The sequence below is a fragment of the Arthrobacter sp. ISL-28 genome (genome assembly GCF_018613875.1).
Taxonomy (GTDB): domain Bacteria; phylum Actinomycetota; class Actinomycetes; order Actinomycetales; family Micrococcaceae; genus Arthrobacter.
In genome coordinates this window covers 66,938-93,512 of the sequence record NZ_JAGGPJ010000024.1, presented here as the reverse complement: position 1 = coordinate 93,512, position 26,575 = coordinate 66,938, and the positions used below count along the sequence as shown (strand labels likewise).

24 protein-coding genes and 2 pseudogenes are annotated in these 26,575 nt (G+C 62.4%); 9 read left to right on the top strand and 17 right to left on the bottom strand.

All coding sequences use genetic code 11. The features are described 5' to 3' along the window. Positions 1–218 precede the first annotated feature (218 nt). From J7E80_RS16745 to J7E80_RS16735, 3 genes and pseudogenes are all read right to left on the bottom strand, one after another. A pseudogene (locus J7E80_RS16745) lies at positions 219–475 on the bottom strand (aspartate 1-decarboxylase); the annotation flags it as partial. A gap of 608 nt (positions 476–1,083) precedes the next feature. After that, positions 1,084–2,730: an MFS transporter gene (locus tag J7E80_RS16740; protein ID WP_396020798.1), complete on the bottom strand. Its 1,647-nt coding sequence runs from the start codon at positions 2,728–2,730 to the stop codon at positions 1,084–1,086. A 10-nt stretch (positions 2,731–2,740) separates the two neighbouring features. Then, positions 2,741–3,220: a MarR family winged helix-turn-helix transcriptional regulator gene (locus J7E80_RS16735; protein WP_215053367.1), complete on the bottom strand. Its 480-nt coding sequence runs from the start codon at positions 3,218–3,220 to the stop codon at positions 2,741–2,743. 630 nt (positions 3,221–3,850) lie between these two features. Between J7E80_RS16735 and J7E80_RS16730 the strand changes: the two genes are divergently transcribed. Together J7E80_RS16730 and J7E80_RS16725 are read left to right on the top strand one after the other, a co-directional pair. Next, entirely contained in the window at positions 3,851–4,792 is a 942-nt protein-coding gene (locus J7E80_RS16730; RefSeq protein ID WP_215053366.1) for a PLP-dependent cysteine synthase family protein, read from the top strand. Positions 4,793–5,375: 583 nt separating this feature from the next. Further along, positions 5,376–5,753 (top strand): hypothetical protein, encoded by a 378-nt coding sequence (locus J7E80_RS16725; RefSeq protein WP_215053365.1) that lies wholly within the window; start codon positions 5,376–5,378, stop codon positions 5,751–5,753. A 640-nt stretch (positions 5,754–6,393) separates the two neighbouring features. On the opposite strand, the gene J7E80_RS16720 is transcribed toward J7E80_RS16725, so the two are convergent. Next, on the bottom strand, positions 6,394–6,549 hold the full coding sequence (locus J7E80_RS16720) for a hypothetical protein (RefSeq protein ID WP_215053364.1): 156 nt from the start codon (positions 6,547–6,549) through the stop codon (positions 6,394–6,396). A gap of 25 nt (positions 6,550–6,574) precedes the next feature. On the opposite strand from J7E80_RS16720, the gene J7E80_RS23940 reads away from it, so the two are divergent. Both J7E80_RS23940 and J7E80_RS23935 read left to right on the top strand, forming a co-directional pair. After that, a complete protein-coding gene (locus J7E80_RS23940; RefSeq protein ID WP_251036993.1) occupies positions 6,575–6,856 on the top strand; it encodes a hypothetical protein in 282 nt (93 codons plus the stop codon). A gap of 27 nt (positions 6,857–6,883) precedes the next feature. Then, on the top strand, positions 6,884–7,306 hold the full coding sequence (locus J7E80_RS23935) for a GIY-YIG nuclease family protein (protein ID WP_251036992.1): 423 nt from the start codon (positions 6,884–6,886) through the stop codon (positions 7,304–7,306). Between the two features lie 72 nt (positions 7,307–7,378). On the opposite strand, the gene J7E80_RS16710 is transcribed toward J7E80_RS23935, so the two are convergent. After that, positions 7,379–8,134, bottom strand: coding sequence for a class I SAM-dependent methyltransferase (locus J7E80_RS16710; RefSeq protein ID WP_215053363.1), 756 nt, complete (start codon positions 8,132–8,134; stop codon positions 7,379–7,381). 232 nt (positions 8,135–8,366) lie between these two features. Between J7E80_RS16710 and J7E80_RS16705 the strand changes: the two genes are divergently transcribed. Then, entirely contained in the window at positions 8,367–8,786 is a 420-nt protein-coding gene (locus J7E80_RS16705; RefSeq protein ID WP_215053362.1) for a DoxX family protein, read from the top strand. A gap of 173 nt (positions 8,787–8,959) precedes the next feature. Here the strand turns inward: J7E80_RS16705 and J7E80_RS16700 are convergent, their stop codons facing one another. The 3 genes from J7E80_RS16700 to J7E80_RS16690 all read right to left on the bottom strand — a co-directional run bounded on the left by J7E80_RS16700 (position 8,960) and on the right by J7E80_RS16690 (position 10,730). Further along, positions 8,960–9,358 (bottom strand): nuclear transport factor 2 family protein, encoded by a 399-nt coding sequence (locus J7E80_RS16700; protein WP_215053361.1) that lies wholly within the window; start codon positions 9,356–9,358, stop codon positions 8,960–8,962. 472 nt (positions 9,359–9,830) lie between these two features. Further along, entirely contained in the window at positions 9,831–10,127 is a 297-nt protein-coding gene (locus J7E80_RS16695) for a hypothetical protein (RefSeq protein WP_215053360.1), read from the bottom strand. Positions 10,128–10,295: 168 nt separating this feature from the next. Further along, the gene (locus J7E80_RS16690) at positions 10,296–10,730 is read right to left on the bottom strand and encodes an Lrp/AsnC family transcriptional regulator (protein WP_215053359.1); all 435 of its coding nucleotides are present in this window, start codon (positions 10,728–10,730) and stop codon (positions 10,296–10,298) included. Positions 10,731–10,809: 79 nt separating this feature from the next. Here J7E80_RS16690 and J7E80_RS16685 point away from each other — a divergent pair, with 79 nt between their 5' ends. After that, positions 10,810–11,547: an AzlC family ABC transporter permease gene (locus tag J7E80_RS16685; protein ID WP_311380862.1), complete on the top strand. Its 738-nt coding sequence runs from the start codon at positions 10,810–10,812 to the stop codon at positions 11,545–11,547. Further along, positions 11,540–11,866, top strand: coding sequence for an AzlD domain-containing protein (locus J7E80_RS16680; RefSeq protein ID WP_215053358.1), 327 nt, complete (start codon positions 11,540–11,542; stop codon positions 11,864–11,866). The genes J7E80_RS16685 and J7E80_RS16680 overlap by 8 nt, the downstream gene beginning before the upstream one ends. Here the strand turns inward: J7E80_RS16680 and J7E80_RS23930 are convergent. The 5 genes and pseudogenes from J7E80_RS23930 to J7E80_RS16655 form a co-directional block, all read right to left on the bottom strand. After that, a pseudogene (locus J7E80_RS23930) lies at positions 11,839–12,520 on the bottom strand (hypothetical protein); the annotation flags it as partial. The gene J7E80_RS16680 and the pseudogene J7E80_RS23930 sit on opposite strands and share 28 nt — an antisense overlap. A gap of 371 nt (positions 12,521–12,891) precedes the next feature. Beyond that, entirely contained in the window at positions 12,892–13,920 is a 1,029-nt protein-coding gene (locus tag J7E80_RS16670; protein ID WP_215053356.1) for an NADPH:quinone reductase, read from the bottom strand. Positions 13,921–14,181: 261 nt separating this feature from the next. Next, positions 14,182–14,850: a DUF3841 domain-containing protein gene (locus J7E80_RS16665; protein ID WP_215053355.1), complete on the bottom strand. Its 669-nt coding sequence runs from the start codon at positions 14,848–14,850 to the stop codon at positions 14,182–14,184. A gap of 696 nt (positions 14,851–15,546) precedes the next feature. Beyond that, positions 15,547–16,281, bottom strand: a complete 735-nt coding sequence (locus tag J7E80_RS16660) for a hypothetical protein (RefSeq protein WP_215053354.1) — start codon at positions 16,279–16,281, stop codon at positions 15,547–15,549. A gap of 55 nt (positions 16,282–16,336) precedes the next feature. Continuing rightward, complete coding sequence (locus J7E80_RS16655) at positions 16,337–17,098, bottom strand: DUF5058 family protein (RefSeq protein ID WP_215053353.1); 762 nt, start codon at positions 17,096–17,098, stop codon at positions 16,337–16,339. A 273-nt stretch (positions 17,099–17,371) separates the two neighbouring features. Here J7E80_RS16655 and J7E80_RS16650 point away from each other — a divergent pair, with 273 nt between their 5' ends. Continuing rightward, a complete protein-coding gene (locus J7E80_RS16650; RefSeq protein ID WP_215053352.1) occupies positions 17,372–18,820 on the top strand; it encodes an amidase in 1,449 nt (482 codons plus the stop codon). Here J7E80_RS16650 and J7E80_RS16645 read toward each other — a convergent pair. The 4 genes from J7E80_RS16645 to J7E80_RS16630 form a co-directional block, all read right to left on the bottom strand. Continuing rightward, positions 18,801–19,757 carry an AsnC family transcriptional regulator gene (locus tag J7E80_RS16645; RefSeq protein ID WP_215053351.1) on the bottom strand — a complete coding sequence of 319 codons (957 nt, stop codon included), beginning with the start codon at positions 19,755–19,757 and terminating at the stop codon, positions 18,801–18,803. The two genes, J7E80_RS16650 and J7E80_RS16645, sit on opposite strands and share 20 nt — an antisense overlap. 1,014 nt (positions 19,758–20,771) lie before the next feature. After that, entirely contained in the window at positions 20,772–21,107 is a 336-nt protein-coding gene (locus tag J7E80_RS16640) for a TetR family transcriptional regulator (protein WP_215053350.1), read from the bottom strand. 155 nt (positions 21,108–21,262) lie between these two features. Then, complete coding sequence (locus tag J7E80_RS16635) at positions 21,263–22,774, bottom strand: APC family permease (RefSeq protein ID WP_215053349.1); 1,512 nt, start codon at positions 22,772–22,774, stop codon at positions 21,263–21,265. A gap of 139 nt (positions 22,775–22,913) precedes the next feature. After that, positions 22,914–24,314 (bottom strand): aldehyde dehydrogenase family protein, encoded by a 1,401-nt coding sequence (locus J7E80_RS16630; protein ID WP_215053348.1) that lies wholly within the window; start codon positions 24,312–24,314, stop codon positions 22,914–22,916. Between the two features lie 282 nt (positions 24,315–24,596). Here J7E80_RS16630 and J7E80_RS16625 point away from each other — a divergent pair, with 282 nt between their 5' ends. Beyond that, complete coding sequence (locus tag J7E80_RS16625) at positions 24,597–26,537, top strand: primary-amine oxidase (RefSeq protein ID WP_215053347.1); 1,941 nt, start codon at positions 24,597–24,599, stop codon at positions 26,535–26,537. Positions 26,538–26,575: the final 38 nt, after the last annotated feature.

Sequence of the window (26,575 nt, the reverse complement as noted above, 5' to 3'; positions counted from 1 at the left end):
CGTAGGCCCTGAAAACTTGCGTACGGGTGCCGGGATCCAAGCGCAACGAACCGGAAATGCGCTGCTGCGCATCGACCTTTATTGGTCACTCGGGGAGGACATTCTTGCCCGCGGGACCGTCAAGGGGACTTCGATCATGGGGGCACGCCCTCGGTTCCGATAGTGGGTCCTCAGCGCTTCGGCAGAACTGCGATGGGGTACCAGTGCTCATGGTCCGGTTAAAGTGTGGCGTTGTTGAGGGCGTGCGGCGGGCGCAGGAGCCCTGGTGTGAGGCGTTCGGCGGGGCCGTTGCCCAGCTGGGTCACTTTGTTGGCTTGGTCTACGGGGACCACTCGGGGCTCGTAGGCTTTGGCTTCCCCGGTAGTTATTTGGGCATGGGTGATCAGGATGACAATGTCGTTTTCCTGGATCAGGTGGGCGGGCCGTTGATGCCGATTACGCCCTAGCCGCGTTCACCGGCGATGGTGTGCGTCTCGTGACAGGGGTGCCCGCAAAGGTGTGCGGCGAACCCAGACCGCGACGAGGAACGCGCCACCATCCGGGCGCGCGGGGAGTTCTATCGCGCTCAGACCGCGCGTCGCACGGTTGATGCCGCCTCTCATGAGTGAGAGAGCGACCGGATCATAGGCGAAACAGTGGATCCACTGACGCTAGTCCGCGCCTCGTTGCGACAGAACAAGCCCGATCCGCACCGGGGCTGACGTGCTCGCGGGCGGCAATATCGGCGCGAACGGCGACCTGCGGACCTTGGGTGTAAACGACTTCGGCCACAGGATCCTTCCCGGCAGAAGACGACATTAGGCGCTGTCATCGCGGCCGTTCTGTGGGCCCGATCAATGGCGCACGGATGGGCTTACGGAACGGGGGAGTGGGCAAAGAGTGTGAGATATATTTGGTGCTTTGTATGCATCCTTTTCATGGGACTTTATAGTTGTTTGCGGTCTGCGCAGCAAAGCGGCTCACCGTCGCCAGGGCCGGCTCCAGAATCGGTGTACACATGTTAAGTCCAGGCTTCGTCGCCCCCAAGACTGATTATCCGCTCAGCGTTCTGCTGGGCGTCGCTGGGTTGAGGTTTTCACCGGATTACGGACGACAGCAGTGGTGAACGGCGCACGCACCAGGGTCCAGCTCAGCCAATTTCAAGTCGGTGGCAGCGCCTTCCGGGCGGATCTCCACAGTTCTCCGGAGCGGCTGTTCTTTGATCAGGAGCACGGCGATGAGGGCAACGACCGCGATTCCGCCGGCGATCAGGAAGATCTCCGCGGTAGCGTCGCCGTAGGCCGCCCGCATAATCTCCCGAATTGGGGCAGGCATGTCAGCCAGATCGAGGCTGGCAGCAGACGTCCCGGAGCCTGAGTGGATTCCCGCATCGGACAAGCGCTGCGCAGCCAGTTCTTTGACCCGGTTGCTCATGATCGCGCCCAGTACGGACACGCCGATTGCACCGCCTACGGAGCGGAAGAACGCCACGGACGCGCTTGCGCTGCCGATGTCACGGGCGCTGACGGTGTTCTGCACGGCCAGGACGAGGTTCTGCAGGAGCATTCCGAGCCCAAGCCCCAGGATCGCGGTAAACACTCCGGCCTGCCACAGCTCGGTGGTGTGGTCTATCGTTCCAGCGAGGCCCAGCCCGCCGATCAGCAGGACTGAACCTGCGGTCAGGTAACGCTTCCATTTGCCTGTGCGGCTGATTAGCAGACCTGATACCACGGAACCTGTCAGGTTGCCTGCGATCATGGGCAGGGTCAGCAGGCCGGCCTCGGTGGGGCTCGCGCCCCGCGCCACCTGGAAATACTGGCCCAGGAAGGTCGACGATCCGAACATCGCCACGCCCACAGCCACGGAAGCCCAGATGGCCAGGGCGGTGGTCCGCTCCGAGATGATCTTCAGCGGAATGATGGGGTCCGTAACCTTGGCTGCGACCACCAGCAGCAGCGCCAGCAGCACGACGCCGCCGCCCACCATCAGTGCCGAATGCCAGGACCACCAATCGTAGTAGTCGGGGTTGCCAGCGAACGACACCCAGATCAGGAGCAGGCTGACGCCCGAGGTGAGGAGGATAGATCCCAGCCAGTCGATTTTGGCAGGCCGCTTGACGTGCTGGACCTTGAGTGTAATCTGCAGCAGGACCAGTGCGACGACGGCAAGCGGGACGCAGACGAAGAACGTCCAGCGCCAGCCGAGTGGGCTATCAACAATAAAGCCACCCAGCAGCGGTCCGCCAGCTGTGCCCACGGCCATGACTGCACCCATGTAGCCGGAGTACTTTCCGCGGTTCCGGGGTGGGATCATGGAGCCGATGATCGCCTGTGCCAGCGCGGTCAAGCCGCCCATGGCGATGCCCTGGACAACGCGGGCGGTCAGCAGCAGCGGGATTGTCTCGGATAGGCCGGCCATCACCGATCCCGCCACGAAGATCACGATGCTGAGCTGGACCAGCACCTTCTTGTCGAACAGGTCAGCCAGCTTGCCCCAAATGGGCGTCGTGACTGCGTTGGCAAGCAGCGCGGCGGTGATGACCCAGGCGAAGTCCGTCTGGGTGCCCTTGAGTTCGGACATGATGGTGGGAAGCGCGTTGGCCACGATGGTACTGCTGAGGATCGCGGTGAAGAAAGCGGCAAGAAGGCCGGTCAGAGCCTCCATTATCTGCCGGTGGGTCATGGCGGCTTGCGGCGGATGAGCCGAAGGGCCTGACGTGGCCCTCCCGAGTGCGGGGGCGTGGCTGGCCATGAATGTGCTCCTAGCGTTTGGTGGGTGCGCTGGCTCCGGCCAGCGTCTTTGCCCGGGCGGATTCCGTCAGGGAGTCCGCAAGTTTGTGGAGTATTTTCGCCGTCTCCTCGACGTCGCACTGGCTCCACTCCTGCAGGTACCCCTGCAGGGTGGCGACGCGGCGGTCTTCGATTTCGATGAGCTTGGCCCGGCCGGCGTTCGTGAGAGCCACCAGCTGAGCCCGGCCGTCGTCGGGGTCAGGCCGGCGGTGAACCAGCCCGAGTTCCTCGAGTTCTGCAATATGCCGGCTAAGGACGGGCGCGCTAACACCCAGCCGCTCGGCGAGATTCGTGGCACGGGATTCCTTTTCCCCCACAAAACGCAGGACACCCTGTAGGGCAACGCCCGCTTCGATTCCGCGTGTATCTGAAACGGTGAGGCACCGGACTGCGCGCTGCAGGTCGAAAATCCGGCGGACGAGTTCAGCTGCCGTGTTCGGCTCAACTGTCATGGAGCCCTCCTAGTTGCTTGCCGTAAGCAACCATAACAGGGTATGGTTGCTTACAGCAACTAAATACTGAAGACCCGCGCCGGGGGCAGGATCTGGAAAGCCTTAGTGATTTGAAGCCCCATGAGGCCGCGTGGCTGGAAAAACAAGAGCAATCGTTCCGATCTTGTGCGCGTGACAGATATCCGTCCCGTGATGCCCAGCGAAACGCAGCTCTGCCGTACTCAGGTCGAGCTAACGGTCGTGGACGGCGACACGGAGGTTCGCCAGACTATTACCGGTCCGGGCGGGAAGAAGATTCCCCTTTGCCCTACGAAGAGGCAGAACCTCATTGCCGGAGGCAAAAAACATGGTGGGGGAGAGGGAAGCCGGTCAGCCAGGCACAAGCACTGCCCGAGGGAACGGAGCACCAGCTCATGAGCTACACGACTACTACCCGTCGCGCCTGTGAGCAGACGCGTGACCTAAAACCGGTCCCGCAGCGGATGCGCCGCACGCCAGATTACACGCGTGATTCGTGCTGTGTGCGAGCCGCAGAACGAGCTTTGGAGCGACTGGTGATGAGATGAAACTGAGTGGGCAAACTGGACTTGGAGGAATATATTTGCTCCCTGACCATCGAGAGGCGACGGTATGGAAGGCAAAACCGACCTTGGTCCCGGGGTCCTCGCAGCAATTGGCTCTACGCCCCTGGTTGAGCTGCAAAGCATCGTCCCTACGGGATCGGCGCGAATACTGGCCAAGCTGGAATGGGCGAATCCAACCGGAAGCATGAAGGACCGGATGGCGCTGGCAGCCATTAATGGTGCTGCAGAACGTGGCGAGATAAGACCGGGGGACACCGTCGTCGAATACACGGCAGGCACAACCGGCATCTCCCTGGCCCTCGTCTGCGCGGCAAAAGGGTACAAGCTTCACGTCGTCTTCTCTGACGCCTTCAGCAACGAGAAACGACGCACCATGGAGGCGTTCGGGGCAATAGTGGAGGATGTGCCCAGCGACCAGGGACGGATCACCGAGAAGCTGATCAAAGCGATGATTGCCAGGGCGGGCGAAGTGAGCACGCAGCCGGGCCACTGGCCCTGCGACCAACTCAACAACCATGACGCCATCAATGGGTACCTGCCCTTGGGGGAGGAAATCTGGCAGCAGTCAGGCGGGCGGGTAGATGCCCTTGTCCAGTCCGTCGGTACCGCCCACTCCATCCACGGCGCGGCCCGCGCCCTTCGCAGCCATCAGCCACGGCTGCACGTCATTGCTGTGGAGCCAGCCGAGTCGGCGGTACTGTCGGGAGGGCCGACAGGATCGCATCGCATAGAAGGGATCGGCATCGGCTTTATCCCGCCGCTGTGGGAACCGCAGGAGGTCGATGTGGTCGACCAAGTGTCCTCCGAGGAAGCGATTGATATGGCCCGTCGGCTCGCTCGGGAGGAAGGTATTTTCGCCGGTACCTCGTCCGGGGGAAACGTTGTTGCGGCTCTTCGAGCGGCTAAGCGGCTTGGTCCGGAAGCAACCGTGGCCACGGTTATTGTCGACTCCGGCCTCCGCTATTTGAGCACGGGCCTATATGGCTAGCCGGTCTCCAACACCCGCAACACAAAGCTTCACAGCCTCGGGCAGAGATCGTCTCCCGCGTTTCCGGAGATGAAGGAGCGCCCACCTACTTCGAGGACTGAGCGCCTGCATCACGCATGCAGCCTTCCTTCGGGCCAACCCAACAAATTGGACATCCCGGCGGCACCGGACTCGGAGAAACGATGTGACCGCAGGTCTTTTCACGCCTGAAAAGACCTCGCTGCGCTCGGGCAGCACAAGCATTTCTTTCCTTTTGCTGCTGTCCTTCGGATTATCGTGCCCGCTCCGGCCCCTCCTTCGTCGCGGCCTGCAGGCGCGCACAATCAGCCTCCGGCGCTCCTGAAGTTGCCTATTCCCTCCCGCAGATTGCACGTCCCTTGCCCTTCGGGTCTTCACGGCCTCCGTCGGGCACAAGCTTCGCCAGCAGGCAAAAAACAACGGCGTGCCCCTAAGATTTCGATGGGAAGCGTATACTCTGGATTGCTTAATTGGTGCGTCGAAATGGCCTGATGTGAACGCTTCTGCCGATGATTATCGTTTGAGCCGGAAGCGGCCTCTTGGACGTACCGGATGGGTGGCCTTAGTGCCGACAGCCGCCACGGCGCTGGTGTTCATCCCGGCATTGCTGAGCGACCCCTCCACGACGGAAGCTGTCCCGGGCGGATGGCTGGCCACCCTGCTTCTGGCCGGCCCCCTCACTGCTTACTTCGCCAGCCGTCTTTCCGGGAAACCCCTGGACGCTACCGCTTCGCTCTTGGTCGGGCTGCCCCAGTTGCCTCTGATCCTGCTGCTGTCGACGGCCAGAATTTGGATTGATGTGCAGCGTGGTCACTTGCTGGCCGGCTCCGGTGAGGACGCCATGGCGTACGTGATAGGGACACCCCTTGCCTTCGTGGCCGGTACCATCCTGATGACGTTGGTGGCCGCGGCCGCCCGGCTGGGCGCACGATCATCTAAATGACCCATTCCCCCAATGGTTGTGAACCGGGCCGCGGTGAGGATCTGGTCCGATTCCGCACACCGTCCGGGACTTGTGCAGAAGGCGTGCAGTTTCTCCCCTGCGCCGCACACACGGGTTCAGGAGAAGGTGAACTACGAGGGAAGACAGCAACAGCAGAATGAGTGAAGCCGCAATCGAGTTGCTTGCTCAACGAGTACTCAGCCAGGAGGTCAAGGCCATTGCGAAGGCAGCAGCCGTGGCTGGACGCCTGTACACAAAACCGACACCTGGATCGGCGGTATTCGCAGATAGAGACTGGGCGTCCAAGAGACCCAAGGCTCACCGTGTCCAAGGGCTTTTCGACATTACAGTCGGAGGGATCGGCCTGCTTCTTAGGGCGATGGAGGAATACGCCACGTTCATTGATGCGCTACTGGCGTCGGAACGCACTTTGCCACTACCGATCATGAGCTGCGCGCGGACTTAACACGAAGAAGGCCGACGGCGGGCTGAATGGGCTGGGAGGCGCAGAACCGCAGGCCCTCCGCCGCCGGCCTGCTCGCAGCAGGCGGCACGCCATGCGGGAAGCCTATGGCACCACCTAATCCAAGCGCGCTTGAGCCCTCATTCTTGAGGGGCCAGGCGGGCTGTGGTCAATAAACTAGGCCCACCCGGCGTCCTGAAGAATCAGTTCCGACGTCGTGGGCAGCCCTGCGAAAACTGCCGCGGCATCGGGAAGCGCCCCGTCCGCCAGGGCGTCCTCCAGCTGACGCCCTCGCCAGGCCACCGGGTTGGCACCGGAGGACGTACAGGTCATCAGGCACACGCTCAAACCCGATGGGTTGAAAACCCGGGCGGATGCGATCGGGCCCAACCTCCTGCCGTATGTGCGTGAGCAAGGCATCCGCAACAGCAAGCCGCCAGCGGCTCCTCCCCGGATCTGGCTGAACTTCCTCGCAACCACCGGCCGGCGCGCCCGGTTTATCACCGCGCACGAGAACCATGGCGAAGTCCTTGCAGAGCGCACTGATGACCGCCGCTTCTTCGACCTGCGGCCCACCCCGGAGTTCGCTGCCCTGGCGGACCGCCTGGTCATTGAGTGGACAAAGGACACGGTGAACTGAGCAAAGACAGGAGACCAGGCGGTCGGCATGAATGTTGTCGAGATCGCCGACCCCTCCAGCGTGCCGTTCCCCGGATTCGACTCGCTCCTGGTCAGCTACGACGAACTCCAGGCCGCCATCACTGACGACCGCTACGGGCAATGGCGGACGGCCCTCAGCTCCGTCCAAGGCATCTACCTCATCGCCGACACGACAACGGGCAAGCAGTACGTGGGGAAAGCCGACGGCGCCGAACGCTTCGTGGGCCGCTGGAGCGAGTATGCCAAGAATGGTCACGGCGGCAACGTCGCCCTTCGGGAGCTGGCCGCCGCCGCCAGGCACCGGCAGCACTTCCAGTTCAGCATCCTGCAGGTCTTCTCGCCGAGCGCGCCGGCCGCCCAGGTTGACGCTGCCGAAGCCCATTTCAAGAGGGCTCTTCTCACTCGGCAGTTCGGCATGAACCTGAACTAAGACCGCCGCTGTGGCGTTCCAAGCCTGGTGAGACATGCAACAGTCGTTGTGCTCGTGACCCCAAAAGAATCCTCAATGCGATGCGAGTCGGTACACCGACACGTGAGTGCGAGATTCCGCGGAGAATTCGTTCCGGTCCCAGTCTGCCCATCTGGATTCCAGCACGAATCCGGCCAGCCGGGCCATGAGATCGAGCTCGCTGGGCCAGATGTACCGGTGTGGTGTCCGAGCGATCCGGGCATCCCGGCCACCCGACAGTTCCGGGCCGAACCGCACATGGTGGGAGATGACGTGCTGGTGGAGCACGTCGTAGGTATCGACCAGGAGATACCCGGGCTCGCTCACCTCGACGGTTCCGCCATGTCCGGGTGGTAGCGAACGCAATTGTGGCACCCAGAGTTCAACGACGAAGCACCCGACAGGTGCAAGGTGGCGGGCAGCGTTTTGGAAGCAGCGGATCTGTTCTTCCTGGGTAAGAAGGTTGGAGATGGTGTTGAACACAAGGAATGCAAGGGAGAAGTTGTCACCCGCACGGGCCTCGGTCATGTCACCGTGGACCACGGGAATGCGGGCTTCTCCGACCTTCTGGCGGAGACGGGCGATCATCGCGTGAGACAGTTCGATACCGCTGACAGGGACCCCCGCTTCCGAGAGGGGAATGGCGACACGACCCGTTCCAATGGCAAACTCAACGGCCGGACCGTCGCCCGCGAGCTTTGACAGGACCTCTACCGTCGGGCCTAGTACCTCCGCGGAGAACATTCCCTCACCTGGCGTGTCGTACCGTTTCGCGGCGTCATCGTCCCAGAGCTGTTGCTGGTTGATCATCCCGTCACTATTGCACTCCGCTTCGTGCATATCTACCGGCCAACGTCATCCATCTGGCGTCACTGCTCTGGATCAGGGCAGTCCCGGAGGAACATTAGCGACCAACCGGCGGTTAATCCTGATAGACACCGCGGTACCGCCGGGGAGCGCTGCGACCCCGGCCGGATCAGCGGGATTGGCGCGGGCTGCCGGTGAACTTGGGCGGTGAATGGAGACTCTTCAGGAGGTTCCGATGGGCATTCTGGTCATAATCGGGCGGCTGCTTTTTGCGGCGCTGTTTCTGGTGTCAGCCTACGGGCACCTCACCAGGCGGAAGATGATGGCCGGTTACGCCGCGAGCCGCGGGGTGCCAGCAGCGGAGTTTCTCGTGGTCGCTACCGGCGTCCAGATGGCTGTGGGTTCGCTGATGGTAGCGCTTGGGGTTTGGCCGGACCTCGGGGCGTTGATACTGTTCCTGTTTCTCATTGTTACTGCCTTTTGGATGCATCCCTTCTGGAAGGAAAGCGAACCCCAGAACCGCGCCATGGAACGGGTGCATTTCTACAAGGATCTGGCATTGGCCGGCGCCGCACTCGTGATGTTTGCAGCGTTCGCCGCGTTGGGCCCTGACATTAATCCCGGCATCACGGGCCCACTGCTCACCATCCGCTAATTCCGCGAATGCTCCGGTCATATATCCGGATCACTGATCCGGCCCTATGCCTCCCGGGACATTCTTCAGGCTGGGGAGATCTTCTTCCTGGCATACCTGGAAGCCCCGGACCGCTTCGACGCGATGACCTCCGTGGGGCCATCACCCCGACGAAGACCTGTAAGCCCTTCCCGCTACCCGCCGACCGTGTCGGCATGCCGGTGGGCAACCTTCCATGCGCCATCCTCGCGCCGGTATATCTGGGTGGCGCGCAGGATGTAGGTGCGCGGTTCACCGTCCACTGAGGCCGAGGTGCGTTCCAGGCCGGCCGTATAGGCCATGTCTCCGACGACGTCGTAGGAGAGCAGCTCGAAGCGGTAGGACGTGCAGTTGGAGAACTGCCTGGCCAGGCCGGTGAACAGCTCATCCAGCTCCTGCTGCCCGAGCGCGGTGCGCCAGGCACCCAGAACGCTCACCGGCTCCTGCCGGGACCAGAGTGCTCGGCGCGGGCCGGCGTCTCCGTTGTGGAGTGCCAGTTCAGCCTGGTAGAGAGAGGACTTTACCCACGCGAGGAAATCATCGGTGTCAGCCATGCGCCCAGTATGCTCCCGGCACAGCAGCTGCGGGCGAGAGAGCCAAGCGGTGCACCGGATTTCAGCACGGCAGGCTTCTGGGTGACTCCGCCATCATCAGACCGCGCTCGTGTTCTTTCGGCCGGATCGAGGGATATTCGTGAAGGGTAGGGTCATGGACCAAGCCATCCCCAGGACTCCAGCCGCCAAAACAGGACAGCGCCGAGTACCGAAGTTCGACGAAGACTCCGGCCGGCCGATGATGAACCGTCTGCAGAAGTCGTTCTACCGCCGCCTATTCCTGCCGTCTTTGGAGGCCGGCGATCCGGTGGACGTGCAGGCCGGATACGCTGCGACGCTCGTGCACGAGCTGCTGGATGAGCGCCGCATGAACCCGATCGAAGCCAGGATCAAGCTCGAGACCTTGGTGAAGGCATACGGTGCCCGCGACCTGCCATACAACGCGACGGACGCGCTGGCTGACTTCTATTTCCTAGAGGGTGACTTCGCCGCAGGCTACGCCGCGCTCGACGCGCAGGCAGCATTCCCGGAAGAGCGGGTCGTTCATCAGTTCAGCCCGGTTTGGCTCGGGCCAGAGAGCCTGGACATCTATCTCCCCGACTTCAACATCGGCATAGAGTACCAGGGGGCACAGCATTCCAAGCCGGTGGAGTACTTCGGAGGAGCCAAAGCGTTTGCGCTCCAGCAGGAACGGGACGCCCGGAAGCAGGCCCTCTGCGAACAGCACGGCTGCGTGCCTATCGAGGTTCACCCGGGCTATCACCGTCAATTGCTACTTGCCCGGGTTATGGAAGCCATTCAGAAGGCCCGCGGTAAACCGGCCAGAGCTGTAACAGGATGGATTGTGGACGCCTTAGCATTCGCGAGCCAGCCAGTAGAGCGCCACGTCGACCTCCCTGACATACCAGCTATGCCCGTTCTGCTCAGCGGCCCTTTTTCAGCGCTTGATGGTCTTCATTGTGAAACGCGAACTGACTTTCTGGATGCCGGGTATTACGAGAACCTGATTGGAAAGAAAATCCTCGTAGGCTTCGAGGTTGGCCACGGCGATTCGGACGAAGTAATCGGGAGACCCGAAGAGCCGGTGCATCTCGACCACTTCGTCGTAGGCCGCCAGAGCTTCCTCGAATCCGTGGACGCTGTCCCGATCGAACTGGATCAGGTCAACGTCGAGAATAACCTCGAAGCCACGCCCTATAGCCGCCGGAGTTACCCTGGCGCCGTAGCCCTGGATGACGCCGGCAGCTTCAAGTCGCTGGACCCGGCGCATGCACGGACCCGGTGTGAGGTTGACCCGCTCGGCCAGGTCAACGTTCGAAATCCGCCCATCCTGCTGGAGCACGTCGATTATTGCTTGATCAGTCGAATCCATGCAGATATATTGCCCTTTGGTCAGGCGCAAGTGCAATATTTGCAATCGAGCATCACGCCTTCGATGAAAAAATCGAGGGGTGATCGAAAAAACTGTTCTTAGCCCAAAGCGCGAGCTGCGCACCGGCCGCCATGAGGTCGTGCTCGGCATCAAGGATTCGTTGGCTGCAGGACTGGGGATGTTCCCGTTGGGTATCGCCTTCGGCCTGATGGTTGTCCAGTCGGGATTGCCGTGGTGGGTCGCGCCGGCCCTCTCCGTCGCCGCTTTCGCGGGCTCCCTGGAACTGCTGCTCATCGGCATGATGCTGGCAGCAACACCTCTGGCTGCGATCGCCCTGACGACGTTCCTGGTGAACTTCCGCCACGTTTTCTACGCCTTCTCCTTTCCTCTGCACATCGTCCGGAATCCCCTCGCCAGGTTCTATTCGGTCTACGCCCTGATCGATGAAGCCTACGCCGTCACCGCCGCGTCGCATGACACGTGGACGTCACGGCGGCTCCTCAGCATGCAGCTGGCCTTCCAGAGCTTTTGGGTGGGCGGCGGGCTCGCCGGCATCCTCGTAGCTTCACTGATTCCCGGCCACATCGAGGGACTGGAGTTTGCTCTTTGTGCGCTGTTCGTCACGTTGACACTGGACGCGGCGAGGTCGCGAAAGCATATTCCGTCCGTACTTTTGGCCGGGCTCAGTTTCGCCCTGGCTGTGCTGGCCGTTCCCGGTCAGTCGCTCTTCGCCGCGCTGTTGTTGTTCCTCACGTCCCTGCTGGTTCGCTACGCAATTGGGCGCCACCGCACGAGCCTTGGAGCCGGACATGCCTGAAACTAGTTACATCATCGCGGTTCTGGCGACCGTCTTCATCATCACCTTTGGCCTTCGGGCGCTTCCCTTCGCCGCGCTCAAGACGCTGCGCGAGTCGAAGATCGTCAAGGTCTTGTCCTGGTGGATGCCAGTCGGCATCCTCGGCATCCTCGCGGCTTCGACCCTCGGATCCACCATCGCCGCAGACCCTGCGCATGCGGGCCTGGCTTTGGTCGCCGTAACTACGACGGCGGTCACGCACCTTCTCTTCGGACGCCGCACCCTGGTGAGTGTCGGCGTCGGGACGGTGACCTACGTCGTGATGGTGAATCTCCTGTGACAGCAGAACCGCTGCTGGTTAATGCCGCGCAGTTCCAATGCCAGGCTTGACGCTCCGGTCGGGTCCAAGGTGACGGGGATACCCCAGTCCTGCTGGTAGAGGTGGCACGCTGCATGGTCCGGAATCTCCTTACCCAGCCCCCATCACAGGCGGCGGCACGCGCGGAAACGTGCAGAACACCGTCGGGTGTATGGGGTTTCAGTTCCAGAGCCCGGGTGAGTCCCTGATACGTTCCGGCGCCACTGATCAGGAAATTCTCCGGTGTGGAAGAGACCTTGAGCTGGGTGGGATCGCCCAACGGTCGTCCAGTTTCTGCCAGGCGGGCGCCGTGAACCGCACGCTCACCTCGTGCCGGCCAGCCGCGATCGCAGTGGCCACGCGGCGGCTCTGTCCGGCGCCTTCGTCCACCTTCAGCGCTGCTGCCGGCACGGAAAGCCTGACCAGGCGGTGGCTGTTGGTTTCGGCAACGACCAGGACCGGCGTCCCATCCGCCGATGGATCCAGAATCACAGCTGATGGCTCGGCCAGGCCCCGCCAGGGTGGATACCGTGCTGAGGGTCGGGTCGAAACGCCGCCCGGCGCCGTTGTAGGTATCGGCGATAGCGATTGATCCGTCCGGCAACGCTGCAACCCGAGCGGATGCTGGAGCTGCGCTACTTTGGTGATGTGTAGGTCACCGTAGGATTTCCGGTAAGACTAGGTCCATCCATATCTTGCCGAGGGAGACATCAAGGGTCATAACGCATCAGAGTCGAGACATCAAGAAGAACAACGAGCTGGGAGTTCACCGGACCTCAGGAACGTCGGCCGGGGTCGACGCTGAGGACACCAATCCCGGGGAGAACCCTGCGCCTATCTAGGCACACTTTGGAACGCCGATAGTGGAGATTCCGTCAACTGTGGCGTGGACGATTTGGCCCCGCCAGGACGCACGGTCACGATGTACAACTCCGGCTTCAATGGAACTGCCGCTCGTTCTGGTCAGGCCCCGGTTGGCCCGGTCCGGTGGGTCGGGAGGCCATGGGTCAGGATGATGTTGTGATGTCGATGAGCACCTTCCCGATGGTGCCCTGCTCCACGGCGTCGTGTGCCGCGGCGGTATCTTCGAGCGGGAAGCGGGTCAGCGGCAGGCCGTGTTCGTCGCCAACGCGCATCGCACCGGCTTTCAGCGCCTCAGAGACAGCGGCCACGGCGTGCTGTTTCCGCTCCTCAGCGACCGTGTAGGTGAGGATGAACTGGTACCGGATGTTCTTCGTCATGCTTTCACGGATGGGAACCGTCACTGATTCTCCGGGATTCGCCGCGTAGATGGCTATGGTTCCGCTTGGCTTGAGCACCTGCACGTCTGAGTCGATGTTGGCTGGAGCGTTTACGTCAACGATGGTGTCGACTCCCCCGGGGGCTGCCTCGCGGACGGCAGTCACGACGTCGTCGGTGCGGTAGTTGATGACTATATCGGCTCCGGCGAGGCGTGCGAGTTCAGCTTTCCGGTCTCCACTGACGGTCGTGATGACGGTTGCTCCGGCCCAGTCTGCTAGCTGAATGGCAGCGTGTCCCACTGCGCCTGCGCCGCCGGTGATCAGTACCGTTCGTCCCGCCAGGGCTCCGGGGGAGAGCCTGGCAGGTCCGTCCTCGTTCGAGGTCAGTGCTCGGTGCGCTGTCAAAGCGGGGATGCCCATGGACGCGCCTGTGTCGAAGGATTCAGCATCCGGAAGCGGGACTGCTTTGGCCGCCGGTACAACCGCATACTCCTGTGCCGTGCCCTCATTGCTGCCCCAGGCGACGTCCCAGAGCCAGACGCGGTCTCCGACGCTGAGTCCTGTCACTCCGGAACCGACCTCATCGATCAGGCCGGCGCCGTCCTGGTTAGGAACCTTTGGTGCTGCCAGCAGGGTGCTTCCTCCTCCGCCTGCCCGGGACTTCCAGTCGGTGGGGTTCACGCCGGAGACGACCACGCGGACCCGGACCTCACCAGGGCCGGGATCAGCCAGCTGCTTGTCCTGAAGCTTCAGCACCGAGGACGAACCTGTCTCTTCGTACACAATTGCTTTCACGTCTTCTCCAAATGAGTCGGTTTACCCGTGGCCGGCCTTACCGAACCAACTTATCGAAGGACTGCGGCCAGCTTCCTGTGCCGATGGGCTGTTCAAGAGCTCGTCGAGATTGCGGTCCGCACTGCGATGTCCCTCGGGAAGCTGCTCACCTGTGACGTTCCCTGGAAACGGGAGCGCCGACGGAACGTGCCCATGATCCTCTCGCCGTCTGGCACACGGTTGAGGAGGGAATCGGGCGGGAACGTGTTGACCGGACAGTGCTCAGCCTTCAATCCGGACGGCCTGTACGACATCGTCGGAATGCAGTGCATGTACGGTTGCCTGCCAGGATTCGTAGCGTCCGTAGTTCGTCGGATCCAGTATGAAGGCCCAGCTGTCCTCGAGTTCTGTCCGCACGTCCGCGGGCCAATGCCGGTATTCTGCATTCAGCGCCACCCCGGCTGCACGGACGCGGCTGTCGACGTCCTCAAAGATACGGTCCAGCCGGGCACCGTATGCTTCGTCGCTCTCGTCGGGGTGCTCAATAATCAGTGGATGCCGGTTCAGGACGGCATGCCAGTCACCAAAATGGGACAGCAGTACCCGCTCCCGTGGCACCCTGCAGGTCAGCAGAACCTGCCCGGGAGCGAGCCCGCACAGTTCCACGAGCGTTTGGCGCCGTATCCGGGCCCAGAGCCAGATCGCTCCGTCACCGGTCGTGGGCAGCCGTGCAGCCATCTGCCGGTACATCCAGTCGTAGCCGTCCGCGTGCAGCGGCGGTTCAGCCATGGCCGGGTTGGGCTTGAGCACTTCGTTGGTAAGGAGCGCGCCGAACGCCTCCGCCGTCTGGATCGTGTGCAGGAGGATCCGGTCCTCCGAGATGTCGTGGCGCATGCGCCCCGGCGGGATGGCCACTGCGGGGCGGGCGCTTCGAATGGGAAATGCAGGCACCGGACAATCATCGCCGAGAGCACCGACATAAGAGCGCATGGGGTGAAGCTTTCTGGCGTTTACCACGAGTCTCACGTCGGCCCCCTCGTACCGTGACCGGGCCGCTATCGGTGCCGTATTTTCCCGCCTCCCGAACGCATGGTGGGGAAGCGGCTGGCCACACCCCACGGCCTCCCGCGGGGAAGTGCCCATGCCAGACGACGCCATGCTCGACATGTTCGCATGCTGGGTCCCGAACCAGCGGGACCCAAACGTATTCTGGCGGATAACGCAGAGAAACTTTCTAGAGCGCTGAAGCAGACTCGGCGTAAAAACACCGGCATAGCTATCGCGCCCTCCAGTAGTTTCGAGAACGCGACGGACCAGCTGGGGCCGTCAGCACCTTACGTCCCGGCCTTCATTCGCTGACGTTCGGAACTGCCCTTTTTTAGGCCTTCAGAAGCGCCGATAATGGCGGAGTTTCCATCAACTCGGGGATGGGCGCGCAGTGTCGGGGGAGTGCCTTTTTCTCCCCCGAAAGGCGCCCAGGATTGACGTGCTGTCGTGGTGGAGTTCTTCAGAGCGGTGTGGCGAAGCCTTGTGCTGAGATGCCCGCCTCCTGAGCGTTCGAGGATGGCCAGCGCCGTCGATTGCTTCATGGCCGTGTTTCTCGGCGTCGATCGTGAATTCGACAGAACTTGAAGTTGGCGGGGCTGACTACTCGATGTGGACGGGTTCGCTCTTAGCCGTGACGCTCTTCGCGCGGAAGAACCAGGCCAACATGATCGTGGCCAGTACGACGATGGCGGTGGACACCATCGCGAGCGACGGTGCCAGCGGAAGGATTACGAATACGACGACGGCTGACACCACCAGCGCAATGACAGTCGTGCGGGGCTGCTTCATGGACACGACGGCTTGCACCAAAACGGCAGCGAGGACTGTGGGCAGCACGTACAGTCGGGTGACAAGCAGTACCGACGGCGGAATGACGCTGATAAGCCAGCTCCCGAGGAGCCCCACGAAGATCGCCAGGGATACAAGGTGGACCGCCGCGGCTCCGCAGATAGCGACGACGGCGGCCAGCTCCGCGCGTTTGCTGCCCGGCTTGGCACCGATGTTGGTTTGTGCGATGAGCGCTGCAGGTAGGAGCTTATTGGAGATGTTGCCGATCATGAATGCCTGGTACATGGCTGCCGGTCCCAGGGCAGGGAAGTAGGTCAGCGGCTCAACGATCCAGATGATGCCGAAGGTGGCAGCGACGGCTGCGAACGCGATCCAGAGCTGTTCGGGAGCAATGTCCAGGCCGCTGGCAAAGACCAGGTCCAACGGGCCGGCCAGTGAGATTAGCAAGCCGATGATCATCGTGATCTGTCCCCAGCGGGAGGTGGTGCGGCTGAAGTCAGTCATGGCGGTGTTGCTGGTGGCGGGGACAATGGTGGTGGAAGTCACGGGGTGTTCCTTTCCGACGGTGGTCAGGCTTGGCTCTCAGGGCTAGGGTCGGTGCTCAGGCGCCGATGGCCGGGCTGGCTGCAAGGTATGCGGCAATGAGGCCGATGACGATGGAGAAGCCGAGGCCCCACTCGCGCAGCCAGCTCTTGCTGAATTTCCTGGCCAGCAGCAGGCAAAGGCCCATCACCGCGGCGGAGACGAGGAAGGCCAGGACATGGATGCCTGACTTTGGCAGTTCGCTGAGCCCCAGGCAGGAGAAGGCGCCGATCAGGGCGGCCGCAGGCACGATGGCCATGGCGGCGGGATTCACGGAGCGAACCTTGGCATCACCTTTTCGGAGCAGCGGCGTCAGGATCAGCGTTGCCAGCATCCACATGGCGCCACCCATGCTCATGACGAAGAACGCCACCGCGAACACGCTTTGGGTGTAGCTGGCATCGTCGAGCTTGGCGCCCATGGAACCTGCGGCGATGCTGGCCGCGGAGACTTCGTAGGCGGCCGAACCGATCAAGCCGATCCTGGTCAGCACAGCCGGAGCGCCGAACAGGCCCAACAGCGCGATAGCCACGAGGGAAACGGCCAATGAGGGCCCTATGGCAGAGACCGCACCGGAACGGAATGACGTCTTGATGTCCTGTGTGCTCATGTCCACCGACGGCGCTGCACGGCGCGCTGCCTTCATGAAGATCACAGACTGAATGATGATGACGCCGAAGACACCTGCGACGCAGACCCACAAGATGGGGCTGTTGGCAATGGCCAGGACGTCCGTCGAGTTGCTTGTTACTTGGGGTTGTACTGCCAGGGGTTGGTGCATGAGAAACCTCCGGTTGAATGCCCGGGTGCGGGCGGCGCGCGACGACGTTGTGCGGTACGTGCTGCATCAGGGCGAATCCTTGCCCCTCGACCGGATTGGCCAAGGCGTATGCAACAGAATCCACTCTTCGCCGGAGGAGGAACAAGACCTGACTGAATCAGCCAGATTGTTGGCGCATTCAGTCAAAGCATGCCCAGCTGGATGAAAGGCTTCCTGGGTGCCGGAGTGACGCGGCACACTTTCAGGCAGTGAACACCGAGTAAAGGAGCAATCATGCCTGGCACCATTGGCGAGCTATCCGCCGTCGAACTCACCGCAGCCATCCGCACGAAGACGATCTCGGCGCGCGAAGCCCTTGCCGACCATCTGGACCGGATCGCCGAGGTGAATCCCGTGATCAACGCCGTGGTCACGCTCGACGTCGAAGGGGCGCAGGCACTCGCCGCGAGGGCGGATCAGGTGACCGCTTCGGGCACGGAGTTGCCGCCGCTCCACGGCCTGCCCATGACGCACAAGGACACCAACAACACTGCCGGGATGCTCACTACCCAGGGCTCGCTCGCCCTGCGGGACTTCGTTCCCGAGGCCGATGACCTGATCGTCGCGCGGTTGAAGGCAGCCGGGGTCATCACCACTGGCAAGTCCAATGTTCCCGAATTCGGGGCCGGATCACACACGTTTAACGAACTCTTCGGAACCACAACCAACCCCTACGCACCCACCTTGAGCGCTGGTGGCAGCAGCGGCGGCGTGGCCGCCGTCGTCGCTTCACGGATCCAAAGCATCGGTGACGGCAGTGACATGGGCGGCTCGCTCCGCATCCCGGCCTCGTTCTGCAACGTGGCCGGCTTCCGGCCCTCGACGGGGGTCATCCCCATGCCCTCGGCCGTGAACGCGTACGCGTGGCTGGGAAGGACCGGGCCGATGGCCCGCAGCGTGGAGGACCTCGCGCTGTTCATGTCGGTCACTGCCGGCAGAGATCCCCGCGTACCGTACCCTCAGGGCCTTGAGCCGGAGGCTTTCAGGGCCAGCCTGGACACGGATATGAGGGGAGTGCGGATCGGCTGGTCCCGGGACTTTGGCATCGGTGTGCCGGTGGAACCTGGGATCCTCGACCACCTTGAACGGCAGCTTGCCGTGTTCGAGGGACTGGGCGCGGTCGTGGAGGAAGCCACGCCGGACTTCAGCGAAGCCGATCTGGTCTTCGGCAACACGCGCGCCATGGACTTCGCTGCCGGCATTGGACCGATTGTTGAACGTTTCGGAGACCTCATTAAGCCGGAAGTCCGCTGGAATGTGGCCATGGGGCAGGCGCTGACGGCCCAGGACCTCATTGAGACCACTGCTGCCCGCACGCGCCTTGAGCTCAGCGTGCAGGAATTCTTCGGCCGCTATGACCTCTTCGCCAGCCCCTGCGCCCAGGTCCTGCCGTTCGATGCGACGCTGCGGTACCCCTCGGAGGTTGCCGGTGTGGCGTCGGAGACGTATTTGGACTGGATGCGTTCAGCGTGCGTGCTGTCCGCCACCGGGCTGCCCGTGCTCAGCGTGCCGGCGGGCTTCAACTCTGCCGGACTGCCCATCGGCCTCCAGCTCGCCGGTAACCACTACACGGATATGCAGCTGCTGCGTTGGGGCCATGCCTTCGAGAAGCAGACGGGGTACGCCGCCGTCGCGCCTGTCCTTGCCGGGGCGGGAGCGGGGCTTACGACGATGACCGCATGAGGCGGCCGCCGCGCTTGCGGGCGTCCAACAGCACGGAGACATCCACGCCGGAAGCGTATTGGGCCCAGTCCGACCCCGTGATGAAGCGGTACAGGGAGGACATGTCCTCCACAGTGACATCGGCGACGATCTGGAAATCGCCGGCAAGGGCCGCGGCGTATCGCACCGTCGGAAGTTCGGACAGGCTCTTGCCCAACTGTTCGACATGCCGCGGCGCAGCCCGGACCCAGAGCAACGCTTCAACAGCAAGCCCGAACGCCGCAGGTTCGACGACGGCCCTCAGCTGAACCTGGTTGTTGGCCAACAGCCATTCGGTGCGGCGCCTAGCCGTGGCTTCCGACACGCCAACCCTCCGCGCCAGCGCCTCGAAGCTCATCCGGCCGTCGGCACACAGCGCTTCAACCAGTTCGGTGTCCTGACGGTTCAGTTCGTGCCGGGCTTCCAGGATTCCGGAGTCCGTCGACAGGCCGGAGCGAAAGGCTTCGGCGCGGTCGGCGCTCAGGATTTCCGGCCGCCAGCCACGAATGGTCCTGAAGTAACGGAGTACCGGGTAGCTGGTGGAGTCCCTCAGGCCGATTGTTGAAGGCAGTTCATCGGACAACACATCGCCCATACGCCCCGGCTCGGTCAGTATTTCCGCGACGCAGTCGCCGGTGCCGGTAGTGGTGTAAACGAACGTCGTGTCGCTTCGCTGGGCGAGGGCCTGCGCCGCTGCGCGAACAGTCCCGGGGGTGCAGCGCATTTCGACCAGTACCGCCGCCGGCCGGGGCCGCACACCTACAACGGCCACCGCCCCGGATTCCAGCAGCTGGGAGCCCCGGCGTGCCACAGTGCGCTCGGCTTCTCCCAGCACAGCCGCCATCTTGCGCCAGGGACAGCGCGGGTCCAGCTGAAGGGCGGCCACGATCTGCCGCTCCAATGCGTCCAAAACCACCATGAAAACTCCGTCCGTTTCGTCGGTCAATTTCACTATGGATTGTGCGCCGACCGCTCGCTGACCGTGCAAAGCACGCTCTTAATTTGCTCATGAACCGGTCTGAGACAGTTCAAGAACGACTAGACACGATTACCAGTAAGTTGCCTTTAGGCAACCGTAGGCCGTGAATCCGCCATCGGGCGTACTCGGACCGAAGTAATGCTTCGGTTTTGGCCGGTGTCTACGCAGAACTAACGGACGGCCAGATGCTAGACAATGTGGATGCGCGTCGGCTGTATTAGCAAGCCTGGACGGCTGCCACAAAGGGCACTCTCCAACCTGTTGCTCCCGCCGCCGATAACCGGCCTTTCGTCATTCTGGCGGATTTCCGGCCGCACATGGTTCGTGGGGAAATCAATATCGATACTGGGCCGGCAGTGGTGCTGGACGAACGCCGAAGTGGTTCGAGCACTGGCAATACAGTGCCCTACGGTGCCACTCTTCTGCAGGATAGGCGCCGCGTGTCCGGCCATGGGGGTACCCGTTGCGGTCTGCTTTTGAGTCTTCGGCTACACCTTCATTGCACGTGCGCACCCGGGCTACACGACCTCTCGGCTAGTTAGAGTGGCGCGTGCTGCTGTCGCCTTCGCACTGATGTATGTTGAGGGCCATCAGTTGCATGGGGTGGTGGGGGAAGGTGCCTACATGCTAGTGAGCTGCTGCGCTTCGGTCTGAGAAGACACCACCCCCGACAAGTGCATTCCGCGCAGCCAAGCTGAGGATCGCATCGTCGATGCTGCTGCTCGCTGTTCCAGCGGTTCCTTGCGAAGAGCCCGTTCATGACATGAAGGGCAACAAGATTTATGCCGTCTGTGCCTCCAATATCGTTCGGTTGTCGTCCCGGTGTGGCCGGCGAGGTGCAGCAAGCCCTTGACTTGGCTAATGAGCTCCGAGGAAAGGCTCTCCGAGGGACACAGGACGGCGCGGATCTGGGCACCTAAAAGCACATTCAAAATAAGCTCGGCAAGGACCTCGTCAGCAGAAGAGGAATGAGACCCACTTTTTCCTGCGTGCATCGCCTAGATATTTGAGGACCATATCTGTCCACTTCCGGATCGAATCTTCGTGCATCCCGGCACGGTCAGGATCGCTAGCTATCCGCATATTGGTAGCGTCATAAACGTGAGCGAATGCGAAGGTGAGTGTCTCTTCTTTGGTTGCAAAGTAAGGTTTCACCGCACCATTTGCGAAACCGGCTTCAGCTGCGATCCCACGCATGGTGGCACTTTCGATACCGTCACGGGCGATGATTCTCCAGGTCCCCTCGACGAGCTCCGCCCGCCGCTGGTCGTGGTCGACAATTTTCGGCACTCTTGCCCTCCTTGGACTGCATTTGCAGCCCATCCTAGCGACGCTTGCGGGGCTGAAATTTCAAGGGCGTGAGCCCCTGCACAATCTGACAGTGTACGCAGTCAAAAAGCGGCCGTTCTGATTGCTAGCAGGTGAACGGCCGCATTCTGTGGTGATTAGGGTTTGGAAGCTGAGGGCTGCGCTGTACGAGTCGAACCTGTTTGCTCCTCGTCGTCTGCCCCGTGGCCAATCCCCTTGTAAACTTCGGGGGCTGACCGCTTCAGGTACCGGCCAAAGACGATGCCGACGACGCCGGGGACCAGGGCGATGGCTGGGAGGAGCCAAGGGAGCACGGAGTAACCTGCTGTTCCGATGAGCACATCAAAGTTGAGCAGGACAAGCACGAAGATCGTTCCCAAGGCAAAGGCGCTTAATCCAGGTGCGATGCGCCTGGTCCACAGAGTGTGCCCGTGGTGGTTCTGTCTGAAGTATCCGATTACGGAGAGGGAGACCAAGGCCATCAAAAGCACCAAGCCCAGCGCCGCGACGTTGGAGAGCCATGTGAAAAGGGTAAGCACTGGGAACAGCTGACCCATGTCGGACGTGAGACCGCCGATAGCAAAGGCGGTCACAACCGTCAGGGCAACGGCGGACTGAACCACAGAACCGGCGACTGGCGCGTGGGTGCGGGGATTTACGTACGCGAGGCGTCCCGGGAGGACGTTTTCCCGCGCGAGCGCGAAGATGTAGCGGGCGACGGCATTGTGAAAGGAAAGAAGGGCCGCGAAGAGACTGGTGATGAACAAGAGCTGTGCAATGTCTGCCATCAGAACGCCTACGTTCCGTGCCAGGAAGCTGAAGAGGACGCCGGGGCCGAGTTCCTGGGACTGGTTGACGATTTGGCTTGGTCCTACGCCCATCACCATGGCCCAGGCGGAAATGGCATAGAAGATGGTGATCACGGCGACCGAAATGTACGTTGCGCGCGCGATGGATCGTTTCGGGTCTTTCGCCTCTTCGCTGTAAATCGCGGCGGACTCGAAACCCATGAAGCTGGCGATGCTGAATGCCAAGACGATTCCTACGCCACCGGTGAAGAGGTCCCCAGGGAGGAGTCCCGCGGCGGTGATGCCCTCGGGCTGGACGGAGAATGAGGCGATGTCGAAGATGAGGACCGCCAGGAATTCCAAGGCCACCATGACTGCGACAACCCGAACCGAGAAATCGACCTTGTTGACGCCCAGCCAGGCAACGACCACGAACGCCCCCGCCGCGGTGACCCACCATGGTACGTCCGCGCCAGTCTTTTCGTTGATGAATGAGGCAGATGCAAAACCGAACAGGCCGTAGATTGCGACCTGGACAGCGTTGTAGGCGGTCAGTGCCAGGAACGATGCCCCGACACCGGCTGTCCTTCCGAGGCCTTGGGCTATGTAGGCGTAGAAAGCGCCGGCGTTCCGAATCCGGGCACTCATCGCAGCGTAACCAACCGTGAACAGGAGAAGGCACGCACCAAGAACGACGAATGACAGGGGCACGCCGAGCAGCCCGGTTACAGCGAAGTTGCTGGGGTATCCGCCGGCGACGACTGTAAGCGGGGCGGATGCGGCGATCGTCATGAAGACCAGGGCGGGGACGCCGAGGGTCCGGCGATTCAGTGAGGGATGGGTTGGGGATGGGTGGGACATGGAGGGTCCTCCGGAGGGTTTGTTTCGAAGTAACGTTTTGGATCCCATCCGGCTCCTGTCCCGGAACTGGCGGGGTCGCGAAGGGGAATAGACCGGGGGCCGGGGCACGAAGGTGCCCCCGGCCCCCAAGCGTGGTCTGTTAGCCGTTTATTATCTGGGGTACGCCGAGTGCTTTGAGTCCCTCGACACCAAATTCCAGGCCATATCCGGACTGCTTAGAGCCACCAAAGGGAATGAGCGGGTTGACCATGCCGTGGGAGTTGATCCAAACGGTTCCTGCTTCAAGGCGTGCGGCGACTTCGCGTGCTGCGGCAGGATTGGAGGACCAAACAGATGCGCCGAGCCCGACGTCCAGTCCGTTAGCTTTTGCGATGGCCTCATCGAGGGCGCTGTAGCGGATGATCGGCAGTGCGGGACCGAACTGTTCTTCGGCAACGAGGGGGTTGTCGTTGTCGATGTCGGCTACGAGCGTTGTTGGGTAGAAGTTGCCCGGCTGGTTGGTGTCGGGGTTGCCGCCGAGCAGGACACGGGCACCGGATTCTTTTGCGGCGTCGACGAGGCGGGACACGATGTCGAACTGCTGTCGGTTTTGCAATGGACCGAGCACGTTGTTCTCATCCAGACCATCGCCCATGGGCATGGCGGATGCGACGGCGGTGAGAGCCTCACAGACGGCGTCGTAAATGTCGTCGTGGACGTAAAGGCGCTTCAGGGCGGCGCAGGTCTGTCCGGTGTTGATGAACGCACCCCAGAACAAGCCTTCCGCTATGGCCTGCGGATCGGCGTCGGGCAGCACAATGCCTGCGTCGTTGCCTCCCAACTCCAGTGTGAGCCGCTTAACCGTGCCCGCGGAAGATCTGATGATTGCCTTGCCGGTCGCCGTGGAGCCGGTGAACATGACCTTGCCGATCGCAGGGTGCTCGGCCAGGCGCGCTCCTACGTCCCGGCCCCCGGAGACTACCGTAAGTAGGCCTTCGGGGAGTTCCTGGTTGATGACATCTATCAGAGCAAGAACGCTGAGAGGCGTGTATTCGGAGGGCTTCACAACGACTGCATTGCCCATGCGGAGCGCCGGTGCGATCTGCCAGACCGTGATCATCATGGGCCAGTTCCAAGGGCCGATGGCACCAACGACGCCGATGGGTCGGTAGTGCAGTTCCGCTTTTGTTTCACCATCGTCGACGATGGTTTCTGGGTTTAGGGGAGTGGCGGCAGTCGCGCGAAGCCACCCTGCGCACCCACCGACCTCAAACCTCGCGTTAGGGCCGTTCAGTGGTTTGCCCTGTTCACGGGAGAGCAGCTTTGCCAAGTCCTCAGCGGAACGCTCTACGGCATCAGCGGCCCGGTTCAATGCAGACGAGCGCTCCTCATGGCTCAATGCGGCCCATGCCGGCTGTGCCGCGGTTGCTGCCGCAACGGCCTTTTCCAAGTCGTCAACGGTATGGACCGGAGCTTCTCCGACCGGCTCTCCCGTGGAGGGGCTGTAGATGGTGCGCGTCGTTGCCGAGGAGGGGGCAGTGACTGTGCCGCTGTGGTTCATGGTTTTCCTTAGAAATGAGGACGTCGAAGATATGGCGGACCTGCTTCCCGGCTATCTTGTGGAGGGTGATGGGCGGTCCAAGTTCGCAGCGCTTGGAGCAGGGCCGTGATGTAACACACAGAGTAAGCTTCGAGGCCGCCGGATGTCACTCTTTTTTCGACACTTGGCGAATAAAGGTTTCCTTACGCCCCTGAAGGCTTGTGGGGCGCAGCACAAAGCCGTAATCTCTACAGCCATAGAATAAAACCCAGTGACCGGAGACGGTCAGGACAAAGGTTTCCCATGACTCTTGCACCAACCGATACTGCTTCTGCGTTCCGACTGGCGACGGCGCCGGAAATTCTGGAAGTGCGTTCCATCCTTCAAGCCGCAGGGCACCTCGAGCCGCATCACCGCATCGCATATCTGGGCCTTCTCGAACCTCCGCGGGGAAAAGCGGCGCGCGAAGCCGGGCGGCGCTTCCGCGTTTTCGTCCACGACATCTCCGGCGGCACGGCGCAGGACGTCATCGTCTCCGTAACCAAGCAGCAGGTGGAATCGGCCGTCGTCCTGGACACGACGCACACGGGTGAGCTGCCCGTGCTGGAGGAGGAGTTCGGCTTGGTGGAGACCTTGTTGGCCACCGACGAACGCTGGCTGAACTCCCTCGCCGCGCGGAACCTGGACGTTGAAAAGGTCCGGGTCGCCCCGCTGTCAGCCGGCGTCTTCGAGTACGCGGAGGAGAAGGGCCGCCGGATCCTGCGCGGGCTCGCCTTCGTACAGGACTTCCCGGAGGACAGTGCGTGGGCGCACCCCGTGGACGGGCTCGTGGCCTACGTGGACGTGGTCAGCAAGGAAGTCACCCAGGTCATCGATCTGGGCCCCATGCCCATCCCGGCAGAGCACGGCAACTACACCGACCCTGAGCTGACCGGCCCGCTGCGGACCACCCAGAAGCCGATCAGCATCACCCAGCCCGAAGGCCCCAGCTTCACGGTGACCGGCGGCAACCACATCGAGTGGGAGAAATGGAGCCTTGATGTCGGCTTCGACGCACGAGAAGGCGTGGTGCTGCACAACCTCGGCTTCCGCGACGGGGACCGGCTCCGGCCCATCATCAATCGGGCTTCGATCGCCGAGATGGTGGTCCCGTACGGTGACCCGTCACCTGTCCGGTCCTGGCAGAACTACTTCGACACGGGGGAGTACCTGGTGGGGCAGTACGCCAACTCCCTTGAGCTGGGCTGCGACTGCCTGGGCGACATCACCTACCTCAGCCCGATCGTTTCCGACGCCTTCGGCAACCCCCGCGAAATCCGCAACGGCATCTGCATGCATGAGGAGGACTGGGGCATCCTGTCCAAGCACAGCGACATGTACACAGGCATCAACTACACCCGTCGGAACCGCCGCCTCGTGATCTCCTTCTTCACCACGATCGGCAACTACGACTACGGCTTCTACTGGTACCTCTACCTCGACGGCACCATCGAATTCGAGGCGAAGGCCACCGGCGTCGTGTTCACCAGCGCCTTCCCCGAAGGCGGTTCGGACAACATTTCCCAGCTGGCACCCGGCCTCGGAGCGCTCTACCACCAGCATCTGTTCAGCGCCCGCCTGGACATGGCCATCGACGGCTTCACCAACAGGGTTGAGGAAGAGGACGTCGTCCGGCAGCCAATGGGTGAGGGCAACGAGCGGGGCAATGCCTTTTCCCGGAAGAGGACACTGCTGGCCCGCGAGTCGGAGGCGGTCCGTGAGGCTGACGCCCGCACGGGCCGGACCTGGATCATCTCCAACCCCGAATCCCGCAACCGCCTGGGCGAGCCGGTGGGCTACAAGCTCCACGCCGAAAACCAGCCCACCCTGCTCGCCGACCCTGAATCCTCCATCGCCCGGCGCGCGGCCTTTGCCACCAAGGACCTGTGGGTCACCCGGTTCGCGGAAGACGAGCGGTACCCCACCGGGGACTTCGTCAACCAGCACTCCGGCGGCGCAGGCCTGCCTGCCTACATCGCCCAGGACCGCGACATCGACGGCCAGGACATCGTGGTGTGGCATACCTTCGGGCTGACCCACTTCCCTCGGCCGGAAGACTGGCCGATCATGCCCGTGGACACCGTGGGGTTCAAGCTGCGGCCCGAGGGGTTCTTCGACCGCAGCCCGGTGCTGGATGTCCCGGCCAACAACAGCCAGGCAGGGGCCTGCCACGGCGAGGCAAGCTCCGGCGGCTGCCACAGCTAGGCAAAACAGAATGAACCACACACGGCGGGCCCGCATCG